General features: G+C 61.8%; 16 protein-coding genes. 11 read left to right on the top strand and 5 right to left on the bottom strand.

Annotation, left to right across the window (positions count from 1 at the left end):
- Positions 1-21: 21 nt before the first annotated feature.
- Together KTR60_RS07630 and KTR60_RS07625 are read right to left on the bottom strand one after the other, a co-directional pair.
- Positions 22-579, bottom strand: coding sequence for a DUF6764 family protein (locus tag KTR60_RS07630; RefSeq protein ID WP_039973364.1), 558 nt, complete (start codon positions 577-579; stop codon positions 22-24).
- An 80-nt stretch (positions 580-659) separates the two neighbouring features.
- Positions 660-1445 carry an HAD-IIA family hydrolase gene (locus KTR60_RS07625; RefSeq protein ID WP_003941506.1) on the bottom strand — a complete coding sequence of 262 codons (786 nt, stop codon included), beginning with the start codon at positions 1443-1445 and terminating at the stop codon, positions 660-662.
- Positions 1446-1527: 82 nt separating this feature from the next.
- On the opposite strand from KTR60_RS07625, the gene KTR60_RS07620 reads away from it, so the two are divergent.
- Entirely contained in the window at positions 1528-2676 is a 1149-nt protein-coding gene (locus KTR60_RS07620; RefSeq protein ID WP_007733721.1) for a PucR family transcriptional regulator, read from the top strand.
- 1428 nt (positions 2677-4104) lie between these two features.
- Positions 4105-5565 (top strand): wax ester/triacylglycerol synthase domain-containing protein, encoded by a 1461-nt coding sequence (locus KTR60_RS07615; RefSeq protein WP_058228005.1) that lies wholly within the window; start codon positions 4105-4107, stop codon positions 5563-5565.
- Between the two features lie 211 nt (positions 5566-5776).
- Here KTR60_RS07615 and KTR60_RS07610 read toward each other — a convergent pair whose 3' ends face one another.
- Positions 5777-6280: a hypothetical protein gene (locus KTR60_RS07610; RefSeq protein WP_042450431.1), complete on the bottom strand. Its 504-nt coding sequence runs from the start codon at positions 6278-6280 to the stop codon at positions 5777-5779.
- A 990-nt stretch (positions 6281-7270) separates the two neighbouring features.
- Between KTR60_RS07610 and KTR60_RS07605 the strand changes: the two genes are divergently transcribed.
- A complete protein-coding gene (locus tag KTR60_RS07605; protein ID WP_007733715.1) occupies positions 7271-8524 on the top strand; it encodes an NAD(P)/FAD-dependent oxidoreductase in 1254 nt (417 codons plus the stop codon).
- On the opposite strand, the gene KTR60_RS07600 is transcribed toward KTR60_RS07605, so the two are convergent.
- Positions 8496-9887 (bottom strand): amino acid permease, encoded by a 1392-nt coding sequence (locus KTR60_RS07600; RefSeq protein ID WP_007733714.1) that lies wholly within the window; start codon positions 9885-9887, stop codon positions 8496-8498. The two genes, KTR60_RS07605 and KTR60_RS07600, sit on opposite strands and share 29 nt — an antisense overlap.
- Before the next feature lie 189 nt (positions 9888-10076).
- On the opposite strand from KTR60_RS07600, the gene KTR60_RS07595 reads away from it, so the two are divergent.
- The 7 genes from KTR60_RS07595 (at position 10077) to KTR60_RS07565 (ending at position 17550) form a co-directional block, all read left to right on the top strand.
- Complete coding sequence (locus tag KTR60_RS07595; protein WP_003941500.1) at positions 10077-10547, top strand: SRPBCC family protein; 471 nt, start codon at positions 10077-10079, stop codon at positions 10545-10547.
- A gap of 34 nt (positions 10548-10581) precedes the next feature.
- Positions 10582-11034: a hypothetical protein gene (locus tag KTR60_RS07590; RefSeq protein ID WP_007733713.1), complete on the top strand. Its 453-nt coding sequence runs from the start codon at positions 10582-10584 to the stop codon at positions 11032-11034.
- On the top strand, positions 11024-12043 hold the full coding sequence (locus tag KTR60_RS07585; protein WP_007733712.1) for a MerR family DNA-binding transcriptional regulator: 1020 nt from the start codon (positions 11024-11026) through the stop codon (positions 12041-12043). Before KTR60_RS07590 ends, KTR60_RS07585 begins: the two co-directional genes overlap by 11 nt.
- Positions 12044-12115: 72 nt before the next feature.
- Positions 12116-12829, top strand: a complete 714-nt coding sequence (locus tag KTR60_RS07580; RefSeq protein WP_007733711.1) for a phosphatidylserine decarboxylase — start codon at positions 12116-12118, stop codon at positions 12827-12829.
- A gap of 59 nt (positions 12830-12888) precedes the next feature.
- Positions 12889-13719, top strand: a complete 831-nt coding sequence (locus KTR60_RS07575; RefSeq protein ID WP_029254795.1) for a CDP-alcohol phosphatidyltransferase family protein — start codon at positions 12889-12891, stop codon at positions 13717-13719.
- Positions 13720-13740: 21 nt separating this feature from the next.
- On the top strand, positions 13741-15918 hold the full coding sequence (locus tag KTR60_RS07570) for an AAA family ATPase (protein WP_228402009.1): 2178 nt from the start codon (positions 13741-13743) through the stop codon (positions 15916-15918).
- A 9-nt stretch (positions 15919-15927) separates the two neighbouring features.
- Complete coding sequence (locus KTR60_RS07565; RefSeq protein ID WP_212633919.1) at positions 15928-17550, top strand: amidohydrolase; 1623 nt, start codon at positions 15928-15930, stop codon at positions 17548-17550.
- 81 nt (positions 17551-17631) lie between these two features.
- Here the strand turns inward: KTR60_RS07565 and KTR60_RS07560 are convergent, their stop codons facing one another.
- On the bottom strand, positions 17632-17784 hold the full coding sequence (locus KTR60_RS07560) for an aminoglycoside phosphotransferase (protein ID WP_073512160.1): 153 nt from the start codon (positions 17782-17784) through the stop codon (positions 17632-17634).
- A gap of 198 nt (positions 17785-17982) precedes the next feature.
- Here KTR60_RS07560 and KTR60_RS07555 point away from each other — a divergent pair, with 198 nt between their 5' ends.
- The gene (locus KTR60_RS07555; protein WP_212633920.1) at positions 17983-19221 is read left to right on the top strand and encodes an HNH endonuclease signature motif containing protein; all 1239 of its coding nucleotides are present in this window, start codon (positions 17983-17985) and stop codon (positions 19219-19221) included.
- Positions 19222-19247 lie beyond the last annotated feature (26 nt).

The following is a 19247-nucleotide window of genomic DNA, read 5'->3' as shown; positions in this document are numbered from 1 at the left end:
TGCCGAGTGCAAGGTTGAGCCTCAGCCCGCGATGCAGAACTGTCCGTTACTCAAATTGACCGCGAACGAGAGCACTCCGACGCAGTCGACGCCATTGGCATCGGCTGTAGCGCCCGCCCCGTAACCGGCGATGGCGAAGGTGACATTTCCGTCAGCCGCCCCGGCCCGCGCGATACCGCCGCCGAGCGCGAATGCCTGCGCCTGACCGTTACCGCGAGACGCCCCCAGCGCGGTTCCGAAGCCGTTGGCATATGAATTGGAGTAGCCGTTGTCGGCGGCGACGCTCACTGCCGTACCGCTCTCGGCGGCACCGGCCTGCGCGCGGCCGGCTCCGACGGACTGCGCGCCGCAGCTCGCGGTCTCGGAGACCTGGATGTCATTTGCCGACGGCGGCGAGACACACGCGACGGGCGCCGCGGAAGCAGCTCCCGCACCGGTCAGCGCCAGCCCGGCGGCGAGCCCCATACCTACAGTCATCACAGCCCCTGTTCTCGCCAGGCGGCCCCCCAACCGACTACTGGAAATTCCGCTGACTCGAGAGTATGAGCGACGGAACCAGACTGACGAGATCAAGGGCATAGAAACTCCTTCGTGGAACAAGTTCATTGGATTCGGGCGCGAGAGTACCCGCTCGAGTGAAGTCCGTCACCCCCGCCTGGTCAAGCCTCGAGGACGACCCCGAGAAGGGCCGGGAGATCCGCGACCGAATCGATGACATGATCGGGCTTCTGAACCGAGAGGTCGAGCACTGTTTGCCGAAACTTGCCTGTGCGCACCAGAACTCCGGTCAGGCCGACCCGCTGCGAGGAGAGGACGTCCCCGATCAGATCGTCGCCGACCATCACCGTCGCCTCAGGTTCGACATGCATCAACTCCGTGGCTGTCAGGAACCCCGTGAGAGACGGTTTACCCACTGCGGCGATGTTTACACCCGCCACTTCCTCGAAGCCGGGCAAGTACGTTCCGGTGTCGATCCGAAGGCCGTCTACGGTCTCCCACATCATCCCGCGGTGCATCGCGACGACGGGCACTCCGGCGAGCAATAGTTCGAGCACTCGGCTCAGCGCCTCGTGGGTGAACTCCGGGCCGGCGCCGCCGAGAATCACGACCTCGGGATCGGCGTCGTCGAACTCGATTCCCTCGAGATCGGCGGACACGTCACCGTGATTGAGTACCCACGCCCTCGCGTCCGGGTACGTCGCCCGCACGTACTCCCCCGTGAGCCTGGCGGCAGTAACTATCTGGCTCGCCTCCACCTCGATACCGGCGTCGCACAACCCCTGCGCGATGAGTGTCGAACTGCGCGAGGTGGTGTTGGTCAGAAACCCACAGGCCAATCCGCGCCGCCGAACTTCGCGTACTGCTTCCCCTGCTCCCTCGATCGGCTGCCAGGACGTGAGCAGGACTCCGTCGATATCGAACAGAACACCTTCGATGTCGGCCATTGCACCAGCCTATATTCGCCATCGAGGTCCTGCCGAGGCGTCGAAACCCGAAATCCGTCCATCGCTCAGTAGGCTCCCACCCATGGACCTGCGCGACGACGACCTCTTCTCCGTTGCCGGTTCTCTGGCCGAATTGCTCGGCGCTCCCGTCACGATCGAGGACGAGAACTCGACGGTTCTCGCGTACTCCGGCGGCGAGCAGGCCGTAGACGAAGCTCGCATCGGCACGATCCTCGGTCGGCAGGTACCCAGCCGATTCCGCCAATTACTCTCCGATGCAGGAGTATTCGATCGGCTTCACCGAGAGAGCGATCCCATCTACGTCGACCTCGAAGACCCCGCGATCACGCCGCGACTGGTTATCGCAGTTCGCGAGAACGATCACCCCGTCGGCTCGATCTGGGTCGCACTGGCCGGAACACCGACGCCCACACAGGAATCGATACTTCGTTCCGCGGTATCTGTCGTGGCCGAGAGAATCGCCTCGGAGCGTGACCGGGTCGACAGCACACGTCGTCGCCAATCCCAGCGCGTCCAAGCACTGATCGGCGGTGGCGAACCCGCATTCCGCGCCGCCGACGACTTGCGGTTGGCAGGTCCGCTCACGGTGGTCGCGGTCGGAACCGTCACGGGACCACTGCCGGCGGGGTTGGTCGCCTCCTTGAGCTTGTACCTGGACACTCTGGCCGTCGACGCCGTGATCGCACAGTTGATCGACTCGACGTACCTTGTTGTCGGCGCTGACGAAGCGAACGCCCGCCGACTGTTGGAGGACTTCCTCAGCCGCGCCCGCACACGAGCACAACTTGCCGTTGCGGTGGGCCGCACCGTGAAATCAGCCAGCGAATGCCATTTGTCACGCGCCGACGCCGACCATGTTCTGGGCGCGCTGCGACACAACCGGTCCGGCGGGATTGTCGCGGGTATGAACGACACCTTGGCGTCGGTACTGGCCTTACATGTTGCCGACATATTCGACGGACTGAGCACCGCCACACCTATGCACGCCCTGGAAGGGTACGACCGTCGACATGGAAGCGAACTCGTCGCAACGGCCCACACCTTCCTCGACAAGGGCGGTGATGTCGCGAGTTCCTCCGCAGCATTGCATGTTCACCCCAACACTCTCCGCAATCGATTACGCCGCTGCAAGGAGATGTGCGGGGTTGACCTGAGCGACGCGGACACTCGACTGATCCTGATGCTTCAGTTCAAACTACGAAGTTCCTGAGCCGGCGAAGAAGGTATCGGAGCATCTCCCGTGCCGCTCCACTTTGGGGGGTATTCGACAAAATATCACCCAAAAGTATTAACGACCAGTCCGCCAAAAGTCATAATTACCGGCCACGATTCCCAAAACCCAGCAATTCGGCAATCATCAATCTTGCAATCTGGTTAGCGTTCCGCAAGATCTTCCTCTCACGGCCCAAATAGGCCATTTTGGTTGCCTGACCAGCACAAATGAAACACGTTTCAGTTTGGTTCTACAAATTCCTAGTCAAAGTGGACTTGCTCGAGCTAACCTCATTCCCGTCACGCCACATAAGACCCCGAACGCCACACGGATCTCTTAGCAGAACGATCGCAAGGGTCCGTGCACTAGTCGAACCTGCTCTTTGTGGAATGCAACAAGCATGCGCCGATGTACAAAAAGTCTTCCAGATCTATCGAAAGGATGGAACTTCATATGATCGCAATGTTCCTTCAAGCAACGGCTGCGTTGTTCACCGGATTACTGGACAATGTATGGAGCGGATCCCTAGTGCCCGGCATCGAGGGCGCCACCGGCTCGCTAGCCGGATTAATCGAGACCGGCTCATCGCAACCCTGATCCATTTCAGAACATCACCCAACGACAGGAGTAAACGATGGATCTAGGATCGATGGTGCCTTACCTCAAGGAACCGATAATTTTGCAGATCATTTCATTGCTCGTATACAGAGGCTCCATGGCGTCAGTCGACTTCGACTGGCAACCCCCACTCGGCTGACTTCAACAGAATTTCCTACCGTGATAAAAATCTACCGCAAGGAGCGTTAGCATAGTGGATACAGCAAGTATCATCGACGCAGTCACGAGCATTGATTCGCAATCATTGCTTCCCCCGTTCGTTTATGTGCAGGCAATAGTCGACGGCATCTTCAAGTCTATCTCCGCAGCCATCAACCTAATGGCTAGCGGTTCTGCAGGTATTGGTGGAAGCATTCAGACCGCCCTCGGCTCGACCGTTGCCCCGTAGTCGGGAGAGGAGACAATAATGTTCGATCTTTCAATGAGCTATCTGTCGGATCTGGTGGGATTTGGCTCAATCGACCTAGTAGGTACGTTCGCGAAGTATCTCAACACCCTGTCCGCGTACACGCCGACGCCGCTCTAAGGAAAGGTGATTTACAATGCTGCAAAGATATATCACCAGTTTGATCGCCTGGGCTACTGGGACCATAGAGTTGACCGGCCTGGGAAGTACCATTCTGCAGAAGTAAATTCTCTGGTGCAACTTCTCTACTCTGAACTTCGATGATCCCCGAGGCTCCAATTCGCCTCGGGGGTCATTTCGCGTTCCAAGCACGAGAGTTTTCCAGGCACGAGAGTTCCGGGCCACGAGAGTTCCGGGGCACGGACACTTTGATCCGGCACCCGCCACGTGAGGAGTTCGACATGAGACTGCCCAACCTGCTGGATGCGGCTGTCACACAGGTGAATCCGCGAGACGCGGACTTCGTCTACAACGAGTCCGCCGGCCACCTGAAGCATCTGGTCGGCGTGTACTTCTTCGAAACATCTCAGCACCCAGCCGCAGAATTCACGCAGGCGCAAGCCGTCGATTGGGTCACCGCCAGGCTCGGACACAATCGCATGTTCACCCACCGAATCCAGCACACGCCACTGGGACTCGGCCATCCGTACTGGGTTCCAGACCCCAACCTGGATGTGGGCGACCACGTGCGGGTCAACGCGATTTCCGAGCCGGGTTGGGCACCATTTCAAGAAATGCTCAGCGCCCTGCTGACCTCGAGAATGGATCTCAGCCGCCCACCCTGGGAACTGCACTTTTTCACGGGGATCGAGGGGCTTGACGCTCTACCCGGCAGGCTGACGGCGGTTGTGCTCAAGTCTCATCACAGCGCGGCCGACGGAATCGCGATCCGAATGCTGGGTGAAGCCATATTTTCGGATGCGCAACGGCCGAGGAAATCAGCACCTGCAATACGGTTCCTACGGGGACGTCTCTTCACGCGATCAGTGCTGAGTTTCCCCGGCCAACTTATCCAGTTCGCCAAGAGCATTCCGGGCAATCGGGCTGCTGCCCGTGCGGTAGTCGAGGCGAAGAGTGCTGGAGAATGGGACGAGTGCATCTACGAAAGTACTAGCACCCGCTTCAACTGCAAGGTAAGCGGGTCGGCATTGGTGGAGCCGATCATCCTCGCAGGCAACGAGGTTCGGCATGTGAAGAACGCAGTCCCCGGAGCGACTGTCAACGACGTCCTTCTGGCTGTGGTCGGTTGCGCGATGGCGCGATACCTTACCGAGAAGAGCGAAGCGCCTCGAGGTTCTCTGTTCGCGATGGTTCCGCGGTCCATGCGCAAGCAAGAGGAGTGGGAGTCCGCAAACCAATTGGTGAATCTGTCCGTGAACATGCACACCACGATCACGGATCCGCTGAAGAGACTCGCTCTCATCGCAGAGTCTGCACGCTCGGAGAAGGCCCGTACGTCCCACACAGCGGTCCGGCGGATGAGCACAGTGTTGGAGACCCTACCCGCTCCGATAGCGCGGTTGATGGCATATTCACGTCACCATGACGACTACAAGCCGGATGGGCCGCGGTATCAGCACACGATGGTGAGTAACATTCCGCTCTCGGTCAACGGACTGACCCTGAACGGGGCAACTGGCACTGCCGTACTCGCTAATCAAGCACCGGTCGACGGTGACGGGCTGCGGCACTTCATGGTAGCTGCGAGTGGCGGCAACCTAACGCTCAACGTGATTGCAGACGCCGCAACGATGCCAGATCTAGGCCACTACCTGGAGTTGCTTCGCGCGAGTTTCGAGGAACTGAAGGAAGCCGCAAAGACGCGTGAGCTCGAGAGCAACTCGACCGTCATCGCATCCTGATCCCTTATTCACCAAGACATTACGAGCCCGGCCTACCACTGCGGTAGGTCGGGATTCTTGTCGAGCGGGTAATTCTGCACGTAACTCGCATCCACATGGTCTGGAAGCGCCTCCCGGCACACACTTCTGGCACTCACGCACAAGACTACGCAAAACAGCGCTGCCTGAGTGGGGTGTCAGGCAGCGCTGTTATCACCGGGGTCCGGATTGACTATGGATGCAGAACGCCCGCACCCGAATTCAGTGCCGGGTAACTACCGGTCGCACCCACCGCATTGGCGGGAATGCATGAGGTCGGCGCACTGACTGTCCCGAAGATAGGCACTGACGCCTTCGATGTGAAACGGAAGTAATTCGCCGAGAAGTTATACATCTGGGCCGCGGTGCCCTGAGTGTCGAACTTCACGTCCAACGCACTGTTCCGAGTTTGGAAACTGATCTTCGGAAGCTGGTATGTCACGCCTACGCCGACATCCGCACCGTCCACGATCAGTTGCGATCCGGTATCGGTGAGAGTGACCGTGCCTGTGTAGCCCGAACCGGAACCGGCCACCAGTGCGGCCGATCCTGCGACGAACGTCGCTGGGTCATAGCGGTAGACAAGCCTGACGTCATCAATGCCGAGGAATGTGACACCCGAGACGCCAGAACTGCTGGGCGTCGTCGCTGAACCGGGCTGAAGGGTGTATGAATTTACCCCGGGCGTGGCATTCACAGTGACGTGGTTAGCCGTGACCGAGGTTGGAACTACCTGATCCACGGTCTGCCCAACACTTACAGCGCGGCACGCCTGGTTATAGCTCGTCACCGTCGTACCTGCAGTTGCCGACGCCGGTGCAACTGCTGCGAATACCATGCCCGCCGAAGCAGTTGCTACTGCTAGAGCGGCCACCGTACGTTTTGCCGTTGAAACATGCATATCTTCTACTCCTCATTCCCTTTCGGGATCGGTTTATAGCGTTGATAGCACTTCCCGCCAAAACGCAGTTCGAGTAAAGTTGAACTACTGCATTGACAGCCTCCGCATCACCGGAATTTTCGCGGCGAAGGGGAAGTCTTTGAGGCCGTGCGCAGCACGATAGGATTTGTTCACTACCGATGCACGACCGAAATCTTGACAACGGAGATTAGCGATACGACATCACCCGGGAATCATGTCTCGATTCCGAAAAAGATGACGTCCGACCGTGAGAAACCACCTCCAATCAGCTGGTTTGGTAGCACCCATTCCACTGGATGCTCACACCGAGCGGTAAGTTGGAACAGCTGATCGACGATTGAAGGCCATTCACGATTTGCCGTTTATGTGATGACCGTCACCATACCTCAATTACTAGAACTTGTAACAGTTTTTGAAAGAAATCTCTCGACAACTTGAAATGGCGCCCCCACTTACATCCAGGATTTGCACGCGACTAATACCAAGGAACTAACATTCAGCGAAACATTAATACTAAAGTATTAACAACGCAGCTCATTCGAGAGATGGTTAATACTTTAGTATTAATTCAAAAGTTCCAGCGCATTTACGAACCGACTCACTGTGATTCGCTTCCCAAGCGAGGGCTGTGCACTCGCACAACGCATTCCCCGAAGCTGTGGCCGAACGGCCAGTCCTTTTGCCGCCCCCGCGATTCATGCTTGGGAGAAGAGCCGGATGTGACCGGCGTCTCGGTTCGAGCAGAGTCTGTAGAAGGAGTGCGTCATGGGAACTCGTCAAAGCCCCGATCGTGTGGTCGTGGTCGGTGCGGGTGTTGTCGGATTGTCGACGGCCTGGTTCTTGCAGGAACGTGGAGTCGAGGTCACCGTCGTCGATCGCGACGGCGTCGCAGCCGACGCGAGCTGGGGCAACGCCGGTTGGCTGGCCCCCGCATTGACGCTTCCGCTGCCCGAACCCGCAGTGCTCCAATACGGCTTGCGCGCGATGCTCAGCCCGTCGTCCCCGGTGTACGTGCCACTCACCACCGATCTGAAGCTGATTCGGTTCCTGGTCGGGTTCGCGCGCCACTGCACGCCGTCGAAGTGGCAGGAAGCGATGTCGGTCTACACCGAGGTCAACCGAACAGCCTTGGGCGCGTACGACGAACTCGCCGACGGTGGCGTCAAAGAGCTGACCCGCCTGGCCGATCCTTTCCTCGCCGCGTTTGCGTCCGAGAAGGACCGACAGACCTTGGTGGACGAGTTCCATCACGTCGAAGCTGCCGGCGGAGAAGTCGACTTCGACCTCCTCGACTACGACGCGATTCACTCGCTCGAGCCTTCACTCGGCCAGGGTGTGAAAGCCGGTTTGCGTCTGCGTAATCAGCGTTTCATCGATCCCCCGTTGTTCGTGAACTCGTTGGCGGACGCGGTTCGTGAACGCGGTGGAGAAATCGTCAGCGGTTTCGACGTCACGCAGATCGACGATCGGGTCGGCGGAGTCACTGTTCGCAGTGCACACGGTGATTCACGCGACGGCGACGCCGTGGTCATCTCGAGCGGTGCCCGCTTGAACAAGCTCGCAGCACCGTTCGGTGTGCGCAAACTGGTGCAGGCCGGACGCGGATACAGCTTCAGTGTCAAGCCCGAGCACCTCCCCAAGAACCCTGTGTATTTCCCCACCCAGCGCGTCGCATGCACTCCGTTGCACGATCGCTTCCGAGTGGCCGGAATGATGGAATTCCGCAGCCCTGACGCGCCGCTGGATCCGCGCCGCGTGCAGGCGATCATCGATGCGGCCAAGCCGATGCTCAGCGGCATCGACTGGACTGCGCGGGAAGAGGAGTGGGTGGGATCACGACCGTGCACTACCGACGGCTTGCCGTTGATCGGAGCCACGAAGTCGCCGCGGGTGCACGTCGCCGGTGGTCACGGGATGTGGGGAATCGCCCTGGGTCCGTTGACCGGAAAGATGGTGGCCGACTCGATGACCGGCGCTCAGACGCCGACCGTCATGCGCCACTTCGATCCGCTGCGCTGACAGCCGGTTTCACCCACTTGTAGTACGCGCCCGTCAGCAGAACCAGCCATCCGGCACCGACGAGCAAAGCAACTCGGGTATCGGCGATGACGCCGAGCAACACGATGACAAAAGCCAGGAACACGATCGCGAAGATCTGACCGTACGGCCACAGCGGCACTGGAAACTTCAGTGCCGCTGTTTCGTCTGCACTCATCTGAGCGCGGGAACGGAACTGCGAGAGCAGGATCATGATCCAGACGAAAATCGTGGCGAAGGTGGCCAGCGAGGCGATGACGAGGAACACCTGGTCCGGGATCAGGTAGTTGAGCAGGACTCCCACCAACAGGGCACCGGTCATGATGACAACGGTCATCCACGGAACACCGTTGGCGGAGACTCTCTTCATCACCTGCGGGGCCTGACCGGCATGCGACATTCCGAACATCATGCGACCCGCACCGAAAACGTCGCTGTTGATGGCCGACAGGGCTGCGGTGATGACGACGATGTTGAGGATCGAAGCGGCCGTTCCCAATCCGAGGTTCTCGAAGATCTGGACGAACGGGCTGTTGTCGGAGTTGATGGCCTGCCACGGAATGATCGCCATGATGACGGCGAGGGTGCAGATGTAGAAGAGAATGATGCGCACCGGCACCGTGTTGACGGCTTTCCTGATGGTCTGCGCCGGATCCTCGGCTTCGCCCGCGGTGATACCGATGATCTCGGTGCCGCCGAACGCGAACATGACGATCGCGAAACACGCGACGAATCCGCCGAAGCCCGTCGCGAAGAACCCGCCGTCCGACCAGAGGTGGCTGATTCCGGCATCGGTGTCGTGAACGCCGAATCCGAACACGATGATCGCGATGCCGCCGGCGATCATCGCGATGATGGCGGTGATCTTCACGAGCGTGAACCAGAATTCCAGTTCGCCGAACACCTTGACGCTCAACAGGTTTATCGCGCCGATGAAGAAGACGACAGCCAGAACCCAGATCCATCTCGGTACGTCCGGGAACCAGAACTGCATGTACAGGCCGAAGGCGGTGACGTCGGCGAGGCACACGATCACCATCTCGAACGTGTACGTCCACCCGGTCATGAAACCGGCGAGTGGTCCGAGGTGCTTGTTCGCGTACTCGCTGAACGAACCGGAAACCGGGTTACGGACCGCCATCTCGCCGAGCGCTCGCAACACCAGGTAGACCGCGATACCGCCGATCAGGTAGGCCAGGAGCACCGACGGGCCGGCTCGTTTGATGGCCTCGGCGCTGCCGTAGAACAGTCCGGTTCCGATGGCTGATCCGAGGGCGATGAAGCGGATATGGCGCGCTGTCAGCCCTCGCTTGAGGCCATCCTGCGTCGCTGCGTCGCTGTTCACTTCTCGGTACTCCAGTCGGATGGATCGTCATACGTGCGCGAACCATTGTCCGCTACCACCGCGCGTGTTCCCGCACGACCCTGTTGGACGGCCGTACAGTGACCTGACACACATGGTCCATTGACGGATCGCTTACGATCGACAAAAGTGTTTGTAACTTTACGTAGCATCAACTCGACTGGAGAGACTGTGTCCAACACCCTCGAAGCAAGCATCGACATCGACGCATCACCGCAGGATGTGTGGGCAATCGTCGCCGACCTGCAGCGCATGGGCGAATGGAGCCCCCAGTGCAAGGTCATGAAGGTGATCGGCGGGACCGTGCGTGAGGGTGCCAAGACGATCAACGTCAACCGCAAGGGCCTGCTGGTCTGGCCGACGTCGTCGAAGGTCGTTCGCTTCGAGCCCAACAAGTCGGTGGCGTTCCGCATCGCGGAGAACCGCACGATCTGGTCCTACGAACTCGAGCCGACCGCTACCGGCACCAAAGTGACCGAGCGTCGCGAGGCTCCCACCGGAACGTCGAAGGTCTCGCAGTTCCTCGTCAAGACCGTCCTGGGCGGAAACGCCGACTTCGAGGTCGAGCTCGTCGAAGGCATGAATGCCACATTGAAGCGTGTGAAGAGCGAGGCCGAGGCGGCTGCACGCACCTCTGCTTGACCCTCGACCTGGTCGAGGCATCAGGATCCGTTCCATGGATCCCGTGATGACACAGATAGCGCAGGCACAAGAATTGGCGAGCTCCGGCGATCGAGCCGGGGCTCGCTCTGCGTTCGAGAAGGTGTGGGAAGAGATCAGCGCCGCCCCCGATGCGCTCCACATCGTCTCCCTCGCGCACTACATGGCCGACGTTCAAGACGATCCGGCTCAAGAGCTCTGCTGGGACCTGCGCGCCCTCGACGCTGCCGATTCGTTGACCGACGCGCGAGCCCAGGAACACCACGCATCGCTGCAGGTCGCCGGTTTCTATCCATCGCTGCACCTCAACCTGGCTGCCGACTACCGCAAACTCGGACGCGACGCCGAGGCCGTCGAGCATCTGACGAAGGCCGAGGCGTCGGTCGGCACACTCGCCGACGACGGTTACGGCCGGATGATCAGGGGCGCTATCGAGCGACTGCGGGCAGAATTGATCCGTGACCACTAGTTCCGCCCTCTTGACGATCGGCGAGATGTCCCGGGCGTCGGCGCTCCCGATCAGCGCGCTGCGGTTCTACGACAAGGAAGGCGTACTCGTCCCGCATTCCGTCGATCCGCACACCGGTTACCGCTGGTACACCGACGACCAACTCCGCGACGCACGCGTGATCGCCGGTATGCGGCGCGTCGGTGTTCCGATCCGCGACATGATGGCCGTCCTGACCGGACCGGAACCCCATTCGTGCCTCGACGCTCATCTGCGCAACCTCGAGGACGGTCTCGCCGACGCCCGGGCCGAACTGGGACGAATCCACCGCCTGATCGACGCGCTACCTATCTCCGGCGGCGTGGACATCGACTCGTGGGATCTACGACGCGCACTCGACGCCGTGCTGTTCGCCGTGAACGAGGAATCGGAGTTCCCGATACTTCGCGGCGTCCACCTCGACATTCACGACGGCGTCGCTGCGTTTGTCACCACTGATCAGTTCCGGCTCGCGGTCGCCGAGGTGAAAGTTCACTCCGCTCTGACGGTGTCCGCTGTCGTTCCCGTCACCTTCGCGCGATTGTTGCGCGACGTCGCCGGCGTCGTGACGCTGACTTTCTCCGCGCGCACGGTGACTGCGTCGTATCCGGGAGGTGAGGTGTCCAGCCCCCTGATCGAGGACGGAGAGTTCCCCGATCACCGAATCCTGCGCGAGCACCACAACGCCGTCGAACTGAGCGGCGACCACCTTGCCGCCCTGCTCAACGGCACCGAGGACAGTGCCGTCGTCAGCGTCGGCGAAGACGGTGGTGCCCGGGTGGATCCGGGCGGAACGGATCCCCGTGAGAAGTTCCGAGTACTGGTCGACCGGCAGCGACTGCGCGACGCCGCCGCAGCCCAACCGGGGCGGCAACTGGTGATCCGAGTAAGCGGTGCGACGCTCCCGCTGGCGATACGCACCGGCGACTGTGTCGGGTACTACTCGTACTTGATGCCACTACAGCCTGTAGGAGAGAAGGCGTTCACGTAATCTATGGATGCTCTACCACCCCGTACTGTCAGTGCGACCAGCAGAAGACCTACCGAGTAGTTAGAGGAGCCTGTGGCACGCCGACCCACACCCCCCGGAACCCCGCAACCCACCGGGATCGGACATATCGTCGATCTGGTTCGCCATGCGATTCCGCCACTTCATCCCGCCGGCCTGCCGTTCGTGCTGGCCCCGCTGGGAGTTGCAGCTCTGGGCCGCAACCGTAAGTGGGTGCGCCGAGCCGGTCTGACCACCGCCGCCGCATGCGCCACGTTCTTCCGTCACCCGCACCGGGTGCCGCCCAACCGCATCGGCGTCGTCGTCGCACCCGCCGACGGCGAGGTGGCGTTGGTCGACAACGCCGTTCCGCCCGCCGAGCTCAATCTCGGAAGCGAGCCGCGCCCGCGCGTCAGCATCTTCCTGTCGGTTCTCGACGTGCATGTCCAGCGCAGCCCTGTCGGTGGAACGGTCAAAGAGGTCGTTCACCAGGCAGGCAAGTTCCTCTCCGCAGATCTCGCCGACGCCAGCGAGGTCAACGAGCGCAACAGCATGCTGATCGAAACCGCCGATGGTCACGAGGTTGCGGTTGTCCAGATCGCGGGACTGCTTGCACGCCGCATCGTCTGCTACGCCGGTGTCGGTGACGTCCTGCCGATCGGCGACACGTACGGACTGATCCGTTTCGGCTCACGCGTCGACACCTATTTCCCCGCCGGAACCACACTCCTGGTCGAGCCGGGACAACGCACGATCGGTGCTGAAACAGTTATCGCGCAACTGCCGTGAAGACGCCGAAGATGAAGTCAGCCGTGAAGAAGCCGGGAGCAGCCCAACCCGGCGCGAAGATGCCCAAACGCACCCAGGCGGTGCGGTTGCTGCCGTCCGTCATCACCATCCTGGCGCTGTGCGCCGGGCTGTCCGCCGTCAAATTCGCTCTCGACGGACAACCCGGTACCTCGCTCGCGATGATCGGCGCAGCTGCCGTCCTCGATTCACTCGACGGCCGCATCGCGCGACTGCTCGACGCCACCAGCAAGATCGGCGCCGAACTCGACTCACTGGCCGACTCCATCTCCTTCGGCGTCGCCCCGGCCCTGGTCCTGTACGTGACCTTGCTGGACGGCACCAGCATCGGCTGGATCATCGCGTTGATCTACGCGGTCAGCATCGTGTTGCGACTCGCACGTTTCAACACCCTGCTCGACGACGACGACGTCCCCGCGTATGCACGTGAGTACTTCGTCGGCGTTCCGGCTCCGGCCGGCGCACTCATCGCCCTCACTCCCCTGGCCGCGACGGCTCAGTGGGGTGACGGCTGGTGGTCTTCGCACTTCGTCGTCATCGTGTGGACGCTCTTCTCGGCTGCACTGATCGTCAGCCGCATCCCGACGCTGGCGATGAAGTCGGTATCCGTGCCGCCGCACATGGCGGCCGGCCTGCTCGTCCTGGTGACGTTGGCTGCAGCCGCACTCATCACCTACCCGTACATCCTGCTGATCGTTCTCATCGCGATCTACCTGGTGCACATCCCGTTTGCCGTGCACTCGAAGCGGTGGGTGGCAGCACGTCCCGAAACCTGGGACATCAAGCCTTCCGAACGCCGCGCGATCCGACGCCAACCCAACGTCGGTGGCCGCCGCTCGGCCGCTCGTCTCGGATTGCGGCGACCCCGCTAGTCCACGACGTACTCTCGAGAGGTGACTTCGCCGGAACTCGCCCTCACCGTTCGACTCAACACCTCTGCCGCCGACCTACGCCGCGGGGTCGTGCGCTTGCACCCCGAAGCGTTGGCGGCGTTGGGCATCCGCGAATGGGATGCCATCGCACTCATGGGAGCCCGCGGCACCGCGACCGTCGCGGGCCGTGCACCCACCGGAACCCCGGCAGGCACGATCCTTCTCGACGACGTCACCATGTCGAACGTCGGCCTGACCGAGAACTCTTCCGTCGTGGTCGGTCCGGTGACGGTGTACGGAGCGCGATCCGTCTCCGTCACCGGCTCGTCCATGGCGACAAATTCGATCAGCTCGACGGTTCTGCGACAAGCTCTTCTGGGCAAGGTCGTCAGCGTCGGCGACACGGTCTCGCTCCTCCCCCGCGATCTCGGTCCGGGTACGAGCACTTCCGAAGCCACCCAAGCGCTTTCCCGTACCTTCGGCGTCGCGTGGACATCCGAACTGCTCACCGTCACGGCCGTCGAACCTGCCGGTGGTCCGGTCAGCGTCCAGCCGAATTCGGCAGTCAACTGGGGTTCCGGCTCGGCGGGCACACTGACACCGAGTGCGCTTGTTTCCAGTCCGGCCGCCGTCGCGATCGAGCCTGCACCGTCGGTTCCGCTGGATCACCTCGTCGGCGCGCAAGCGCAGGCAGCCAAGCTGACCGAGTGGCTCGGCCTGGCACTCGACGAACCAGAACTGCTCCGTACGCTCGGCGCCTCACCGCACCTCGGCGTCCTCATCACGGGCCCCGCCGGCGTAGGCAAAGCCACGTTGGCCCGCTCGGTCCTGTCCTCGCGCAAACTGGTCGAACTCGACGGCCCGGGAGTCGGTGCCACCGAGGCGAATACCCGCCTGCAGCGAATCTTCGACGCCGTTGCTGCCGTGCGCGGCGGTGGCGTACTACTGATCAGTGACATCGACGCTCTGCTTCCGGCCACCGCGGAACCGGTGTCCGCACTGATCCTCGAACAACTGCGCAGCGCCGTCGCAACCCCGGGCGTGGCATTCGTCGCGACCTCCGCCCATCCGGAGACCGTCGACGCGCGCCTTCGCGGCCAGGATCTCTGCGATCGAGAACTCGCACTTACCCTGCCGGACGGCGCAACTCGCAAGGCGTTGCTCGAACTCCTGCTCCGCCGCGTGCCCACCGGAACCCTCGAACTCGACGCCATCGCCTCGCGCGCACCCGGATTCGTGGTCGCCGACCTCGCGGCGCTCTGCCGTGAAGCTGCATTGCGAGCGGCGACGCGGGCGTCCAAATCCGGTGATTCTCCGGAGATCACGCAGGAAGATCTTGTCGGTGCCCTCGAAGTGATTCGGCCACTGTCTCGTTCGAGTACCGAAGAACTGTCGATCGGCAGCGTCACCCTCGACGACGTCGGCGACATGGTCGAAACCAAACAGGCCCTCACCGAAGCGGTGCTGTGGCCGCTACAGCACCCCGACTCCTTCGCACGCCTCGGTGTCGACCCACCCCGCGGCGTGCTCCTCTACGGCCCTCCTGGCTGCGGCAAGACGTATCTCGTTCGTGCCCTTGCCAGCTCAGGTCACCTCAGCGTTCATGCCGTGAAAGGCGCAGAGCTGATGGACAAGTGGGTCGGCGCCTCCGAAAAGGCCGTAAGAGAGTTGTTCCAGCGCGCACGCGATTCGGCGCCGTCGTTGATCTTCCTCGACGAAATCGACGCCCTTGCCCCGCGTCGTGGTCAAAGTTCCGACTCCGGGGTGTCGGATCGCGTCGTAGCCGCGTTGCTGACCGAACTCGACGGCGTCGAACCGCTACGCGACGTCGTGGTGTTGGGCGCCACCAACCGACCGGATCTGATCGACCCGGCTCTTCTGCGCCCCGGCAGACTCGAACGTCTCGTATTCGTACCGCCGCCGGATGCGGAGGCCCGCAAAGCGATTCTGCGTGCTTCCGGCAAGTCGGTACCGCTCGCCGAAGATGTCGATTTGGACATTCTGGCCGTCGATCTCGAGGGATACTCGGCAGCAGACTGCTCGGCTCTCCTGCGTGAGGCTGCACTCGCCGCCATGCGTCGGAGCATGGACGCGGCCGACGTGACGGCCGCGGACGTGGCAACCGCCCGTGAGAAGGTACGTCCCTCACTCGATCCCGAGCAGGTGGCACACCTACAGGCGTACGCGGACAACCGATAAGGACTGACCATGGCTGCTGATCTGGTTCTGTACGGCGACATCGTGACCATGCACGAGGAATCACCACGCGCCCAGGCGCTCGCCGTGACGGGCGGCCGGATCACAGCCGTCGGCGCGCGCACGGACGTCGAGAAACTGGTGGGGCCGGATACCCGCGTCGTCGACGTCGGAGGTGCCGCTGTTCTGCCGGGGTTCATCGAACCGCACGGTCACCCCCTGGAAGAAGCCATCGTTCTCGGGCCTGACGTCGTCGACATCCGGCCTGTCACGATCGCCGAGGCGGATGCCGTAGTTGCTGCCGTCGTCGACACTGTTCGTTCGCGAGGTGCTGCCGGCGCTTCTCTGAACGGTTGGGACCCGTTGCTGCAGAAGGGCCTACCCGATCCGACCATCGACTGGCTGGACTCCATAGCGCCGGAGTACCCCCTCGTGATCATGCACAACTCGGGACACGTCGCGTATTTCAACACGGCGGCAGCAGTGCAGGCCGGCATCACCCGCGATACCCCCGATCCGATCGGCGGATCGTACGGCCACGACGCGACGGGCGCACTCGACGGAGCCGCGTACGAAATGCCTGCGGTGTTCGCAGTCGCGGGCCACGCAGTCACCATCGGTGACGACTTCCCCGCACTGGTGGCGGCCGAATGCGCCCGGCTGAACGCCGCGGGAATCACCACCATCGCCGAATTGTCGTTCGACCCCAAGATGCGGCCCGCCCTGGCAGCGATAGCCGACGCCGGACTCCTCACCACCCGCCTGCGGCTCTACGAGATGTCCAACGACGCGCGCACTACCGAGGCGTCACCGGGCGACGGAAACGACCTGGTGCGCCAGATCGGCATCAAGGTCTGGTCCGACGGTTCGCCGTGGGTCGGTAACATCGCCACCAGCTTCCCGTATCTCGATACCGAAGCCACCCGCGCGCTCGGGATCGCCTGCACGCACGGGCACGCCAACTACACCGGCGAACAGATCCACGACATCAGTTCCGCCTACTTCGCCAAAGGGTGGCAGATGGCGTGCCACGCCCACGGTGACGACGCGATCACCATGGTTCTCGATGCGTGGGAGCAACTTCTGAAGGAGCACCCCCGGCCCGATCACCGGTTGCGTCTCGAACACGTCGGCGCGATGCGTCCGGATCAGTTCGTCCGCGCGGCGGAACTGGGCGTCACGGTCAGCATCTTCATCGACCACCTGCACTACTGGGGTGACGTTCTGGTGGATGACCTGTTCGGCCCCGAATACGGATCCGTCTGGGCCGCAGCAGGATCTGCACTCGCGGCCGGGCAACGGTTCACCTTCCACAACGACGGTCCCGTCACCCCCGCCAATCCGCTACGAAACATGCAGGACGCCGTCACCAGGCTTTCGCCCAGCGGTCGCGTCGTCGCACCCCAGGAACGGATCCCCGTGGACGCCGCCGTGCGCGCCCATACGGTCAACGCCGCTTGGCAGCTGTTCAGCGAAGATCACATCGGGTCCATCTTTCCCGGCGCCTACGCGGATTTGGTTGTGCTGTCGGCAAATCCCCTCGACGTCGAGCCGGCCGAGCTGGCCGACATCACGGTGCTCGCCACCATCCTGGAGGGTCGGACGGTGTACGGAGACCTGAGCGAGATCGGCTGATCGGTCGCCGCGGACAAGACTGTTGCCCTCCCTGCTCGAGTTCCAAGGATCGTTGCGAAACCGGAGACGGCGCAGGTGGTCTCAGGGTTCAGTGCGGATGTCGTCAACGACCTGAGCAATCGCATGTTTCGCCCAGGCCGTGATCTGCTCGTTCGTGTCGCGGTAGCACGGCAAGGCAACCAATGCAATCGACAGAGCCCATGCGCGGCCACGCGTCCAAGTGCCCTCGTCCACGTCAACATGAAGCCGGAATGTATGCCGAGTGCTCGGCGTCAGCAGAGTCCATGCAATGAGGCAGTCGAGATTGCCTGCCGCAAATCGAATGAAGATCCGAAAAGTCCCAGAAATCAGAATTGTCGAAAATTATTGCATAGGAACAGTTTTCGAGATTCAAGTCTTGTGTTCGAAACTTTGTTCGATTAGACTTTGAGCATGGACAGTCGGGAAGCGTGGCAGCTGGATGGTGAGGGCCTCAAGAGTGAGGTTCTGGATCTGGTGCGCGCCCGGCACGAGTTGCAGTCGCGGATGGTGTTGCTGATCGTCGAAATGTTTTCCCGGGACGTTCTCGGCGGGAAGGGTTTTCGGGCGATCGCACAGTGGTTGCACGGGTCGACGAATCTGGAGATCGGCGAATGCAGCCTGCTGGTCGGGTTGGCGCGGTTGCTGATGCTCGAACCCGTGGTGGGCGATGCGTTTCACCGCGGTGACGTTGATGCGTTGAAAGCCCGTCAGGTGGCGTCGTTTTGTCAGCATCCACCGAAGAACATGACGCCGGCGGATGTCGACAAGGCCCGCGGGATCTTGTTGGGGTTGGCGTCGAAGAACATCGTGGATTGCGATGCGGTGCGGGCGGCGATCCGGCGGATCGAGAAGCAGTACGGCAAACGCGAGGACGGCGTTCCGGTGGGTGAGGATTCGGAGCGTAACGAGTTCTACGCCTCGAAAGGCTTGTACGGGCGGGTGACCGTGAAGGGTGATTTGGATGCGGTGAACGGGGCGCGTCTGATCACGTTGTTGTCGAGCCTGTCTGCGCCGATACCGGAGAAGGACGGCGTGAAGGACACCCGTACTCCGGCGCTGCGGCGTGCGGACGGGTTCTGCGAACTACTGCGGCGGTACGAGCGGGCGGGGTTGGGTCCGATCGAAGGCGGGGTGAAACCGCACGTCACGGTCACCGCGTCCGCGAAAGACATGACGGATCTGCAGGCTTTGAAAGACCTCCTGCCGTCGACGGAGGAACTCGGGTTTGCGTGGGCGGATTGGGTGGGTCCGATCAGTATCGATACCGCGCGGATGTTGGCGTGCGACTGCACCGTGACGCGGATTTTGTTGGATGAGAATGGTGTTCCGCTCGACTGCGGTAAGGAAGCGAGAACAGCGACGGTGCCGCAGAGGCGGGCGTTGGCGGTTCGTGATGGTGGGTGTGCGTTTCCGGGGTGCGGAACGCCGTCGGGGTGGTGCGATGCTCATCATATTGTTCACTGGAACGATGGTGGCCCAACAGATCTCGACAATCTGATCTTGTTGTGCGGTCATCACCACCGGACACTGCACCACACCGAATGGCGGGTGGAGATCGGGCCGGATCGCAAAACGGTGTTCTACCCGCCGATGTCTGTTGATCCGTATCAGCAGCCGATCGGCGGGAACGGCCCACCGACAGCAGCCTGAAGTGAAACAACTCGAGACGCGAGCAC

This window comes from Rhodococcus sp. C1, from assembly GCF_020809065.1.
GTDB lineage: Bacteria > Actinomycetota > Actinomycetes > Mycobacteriales > Mycobacteriaceae > Rhodococcus_F > Rhodococcus_F qingshengii.
This window is presented reverse-complemented; position numbering and strand designations above follow the sequence as displayed.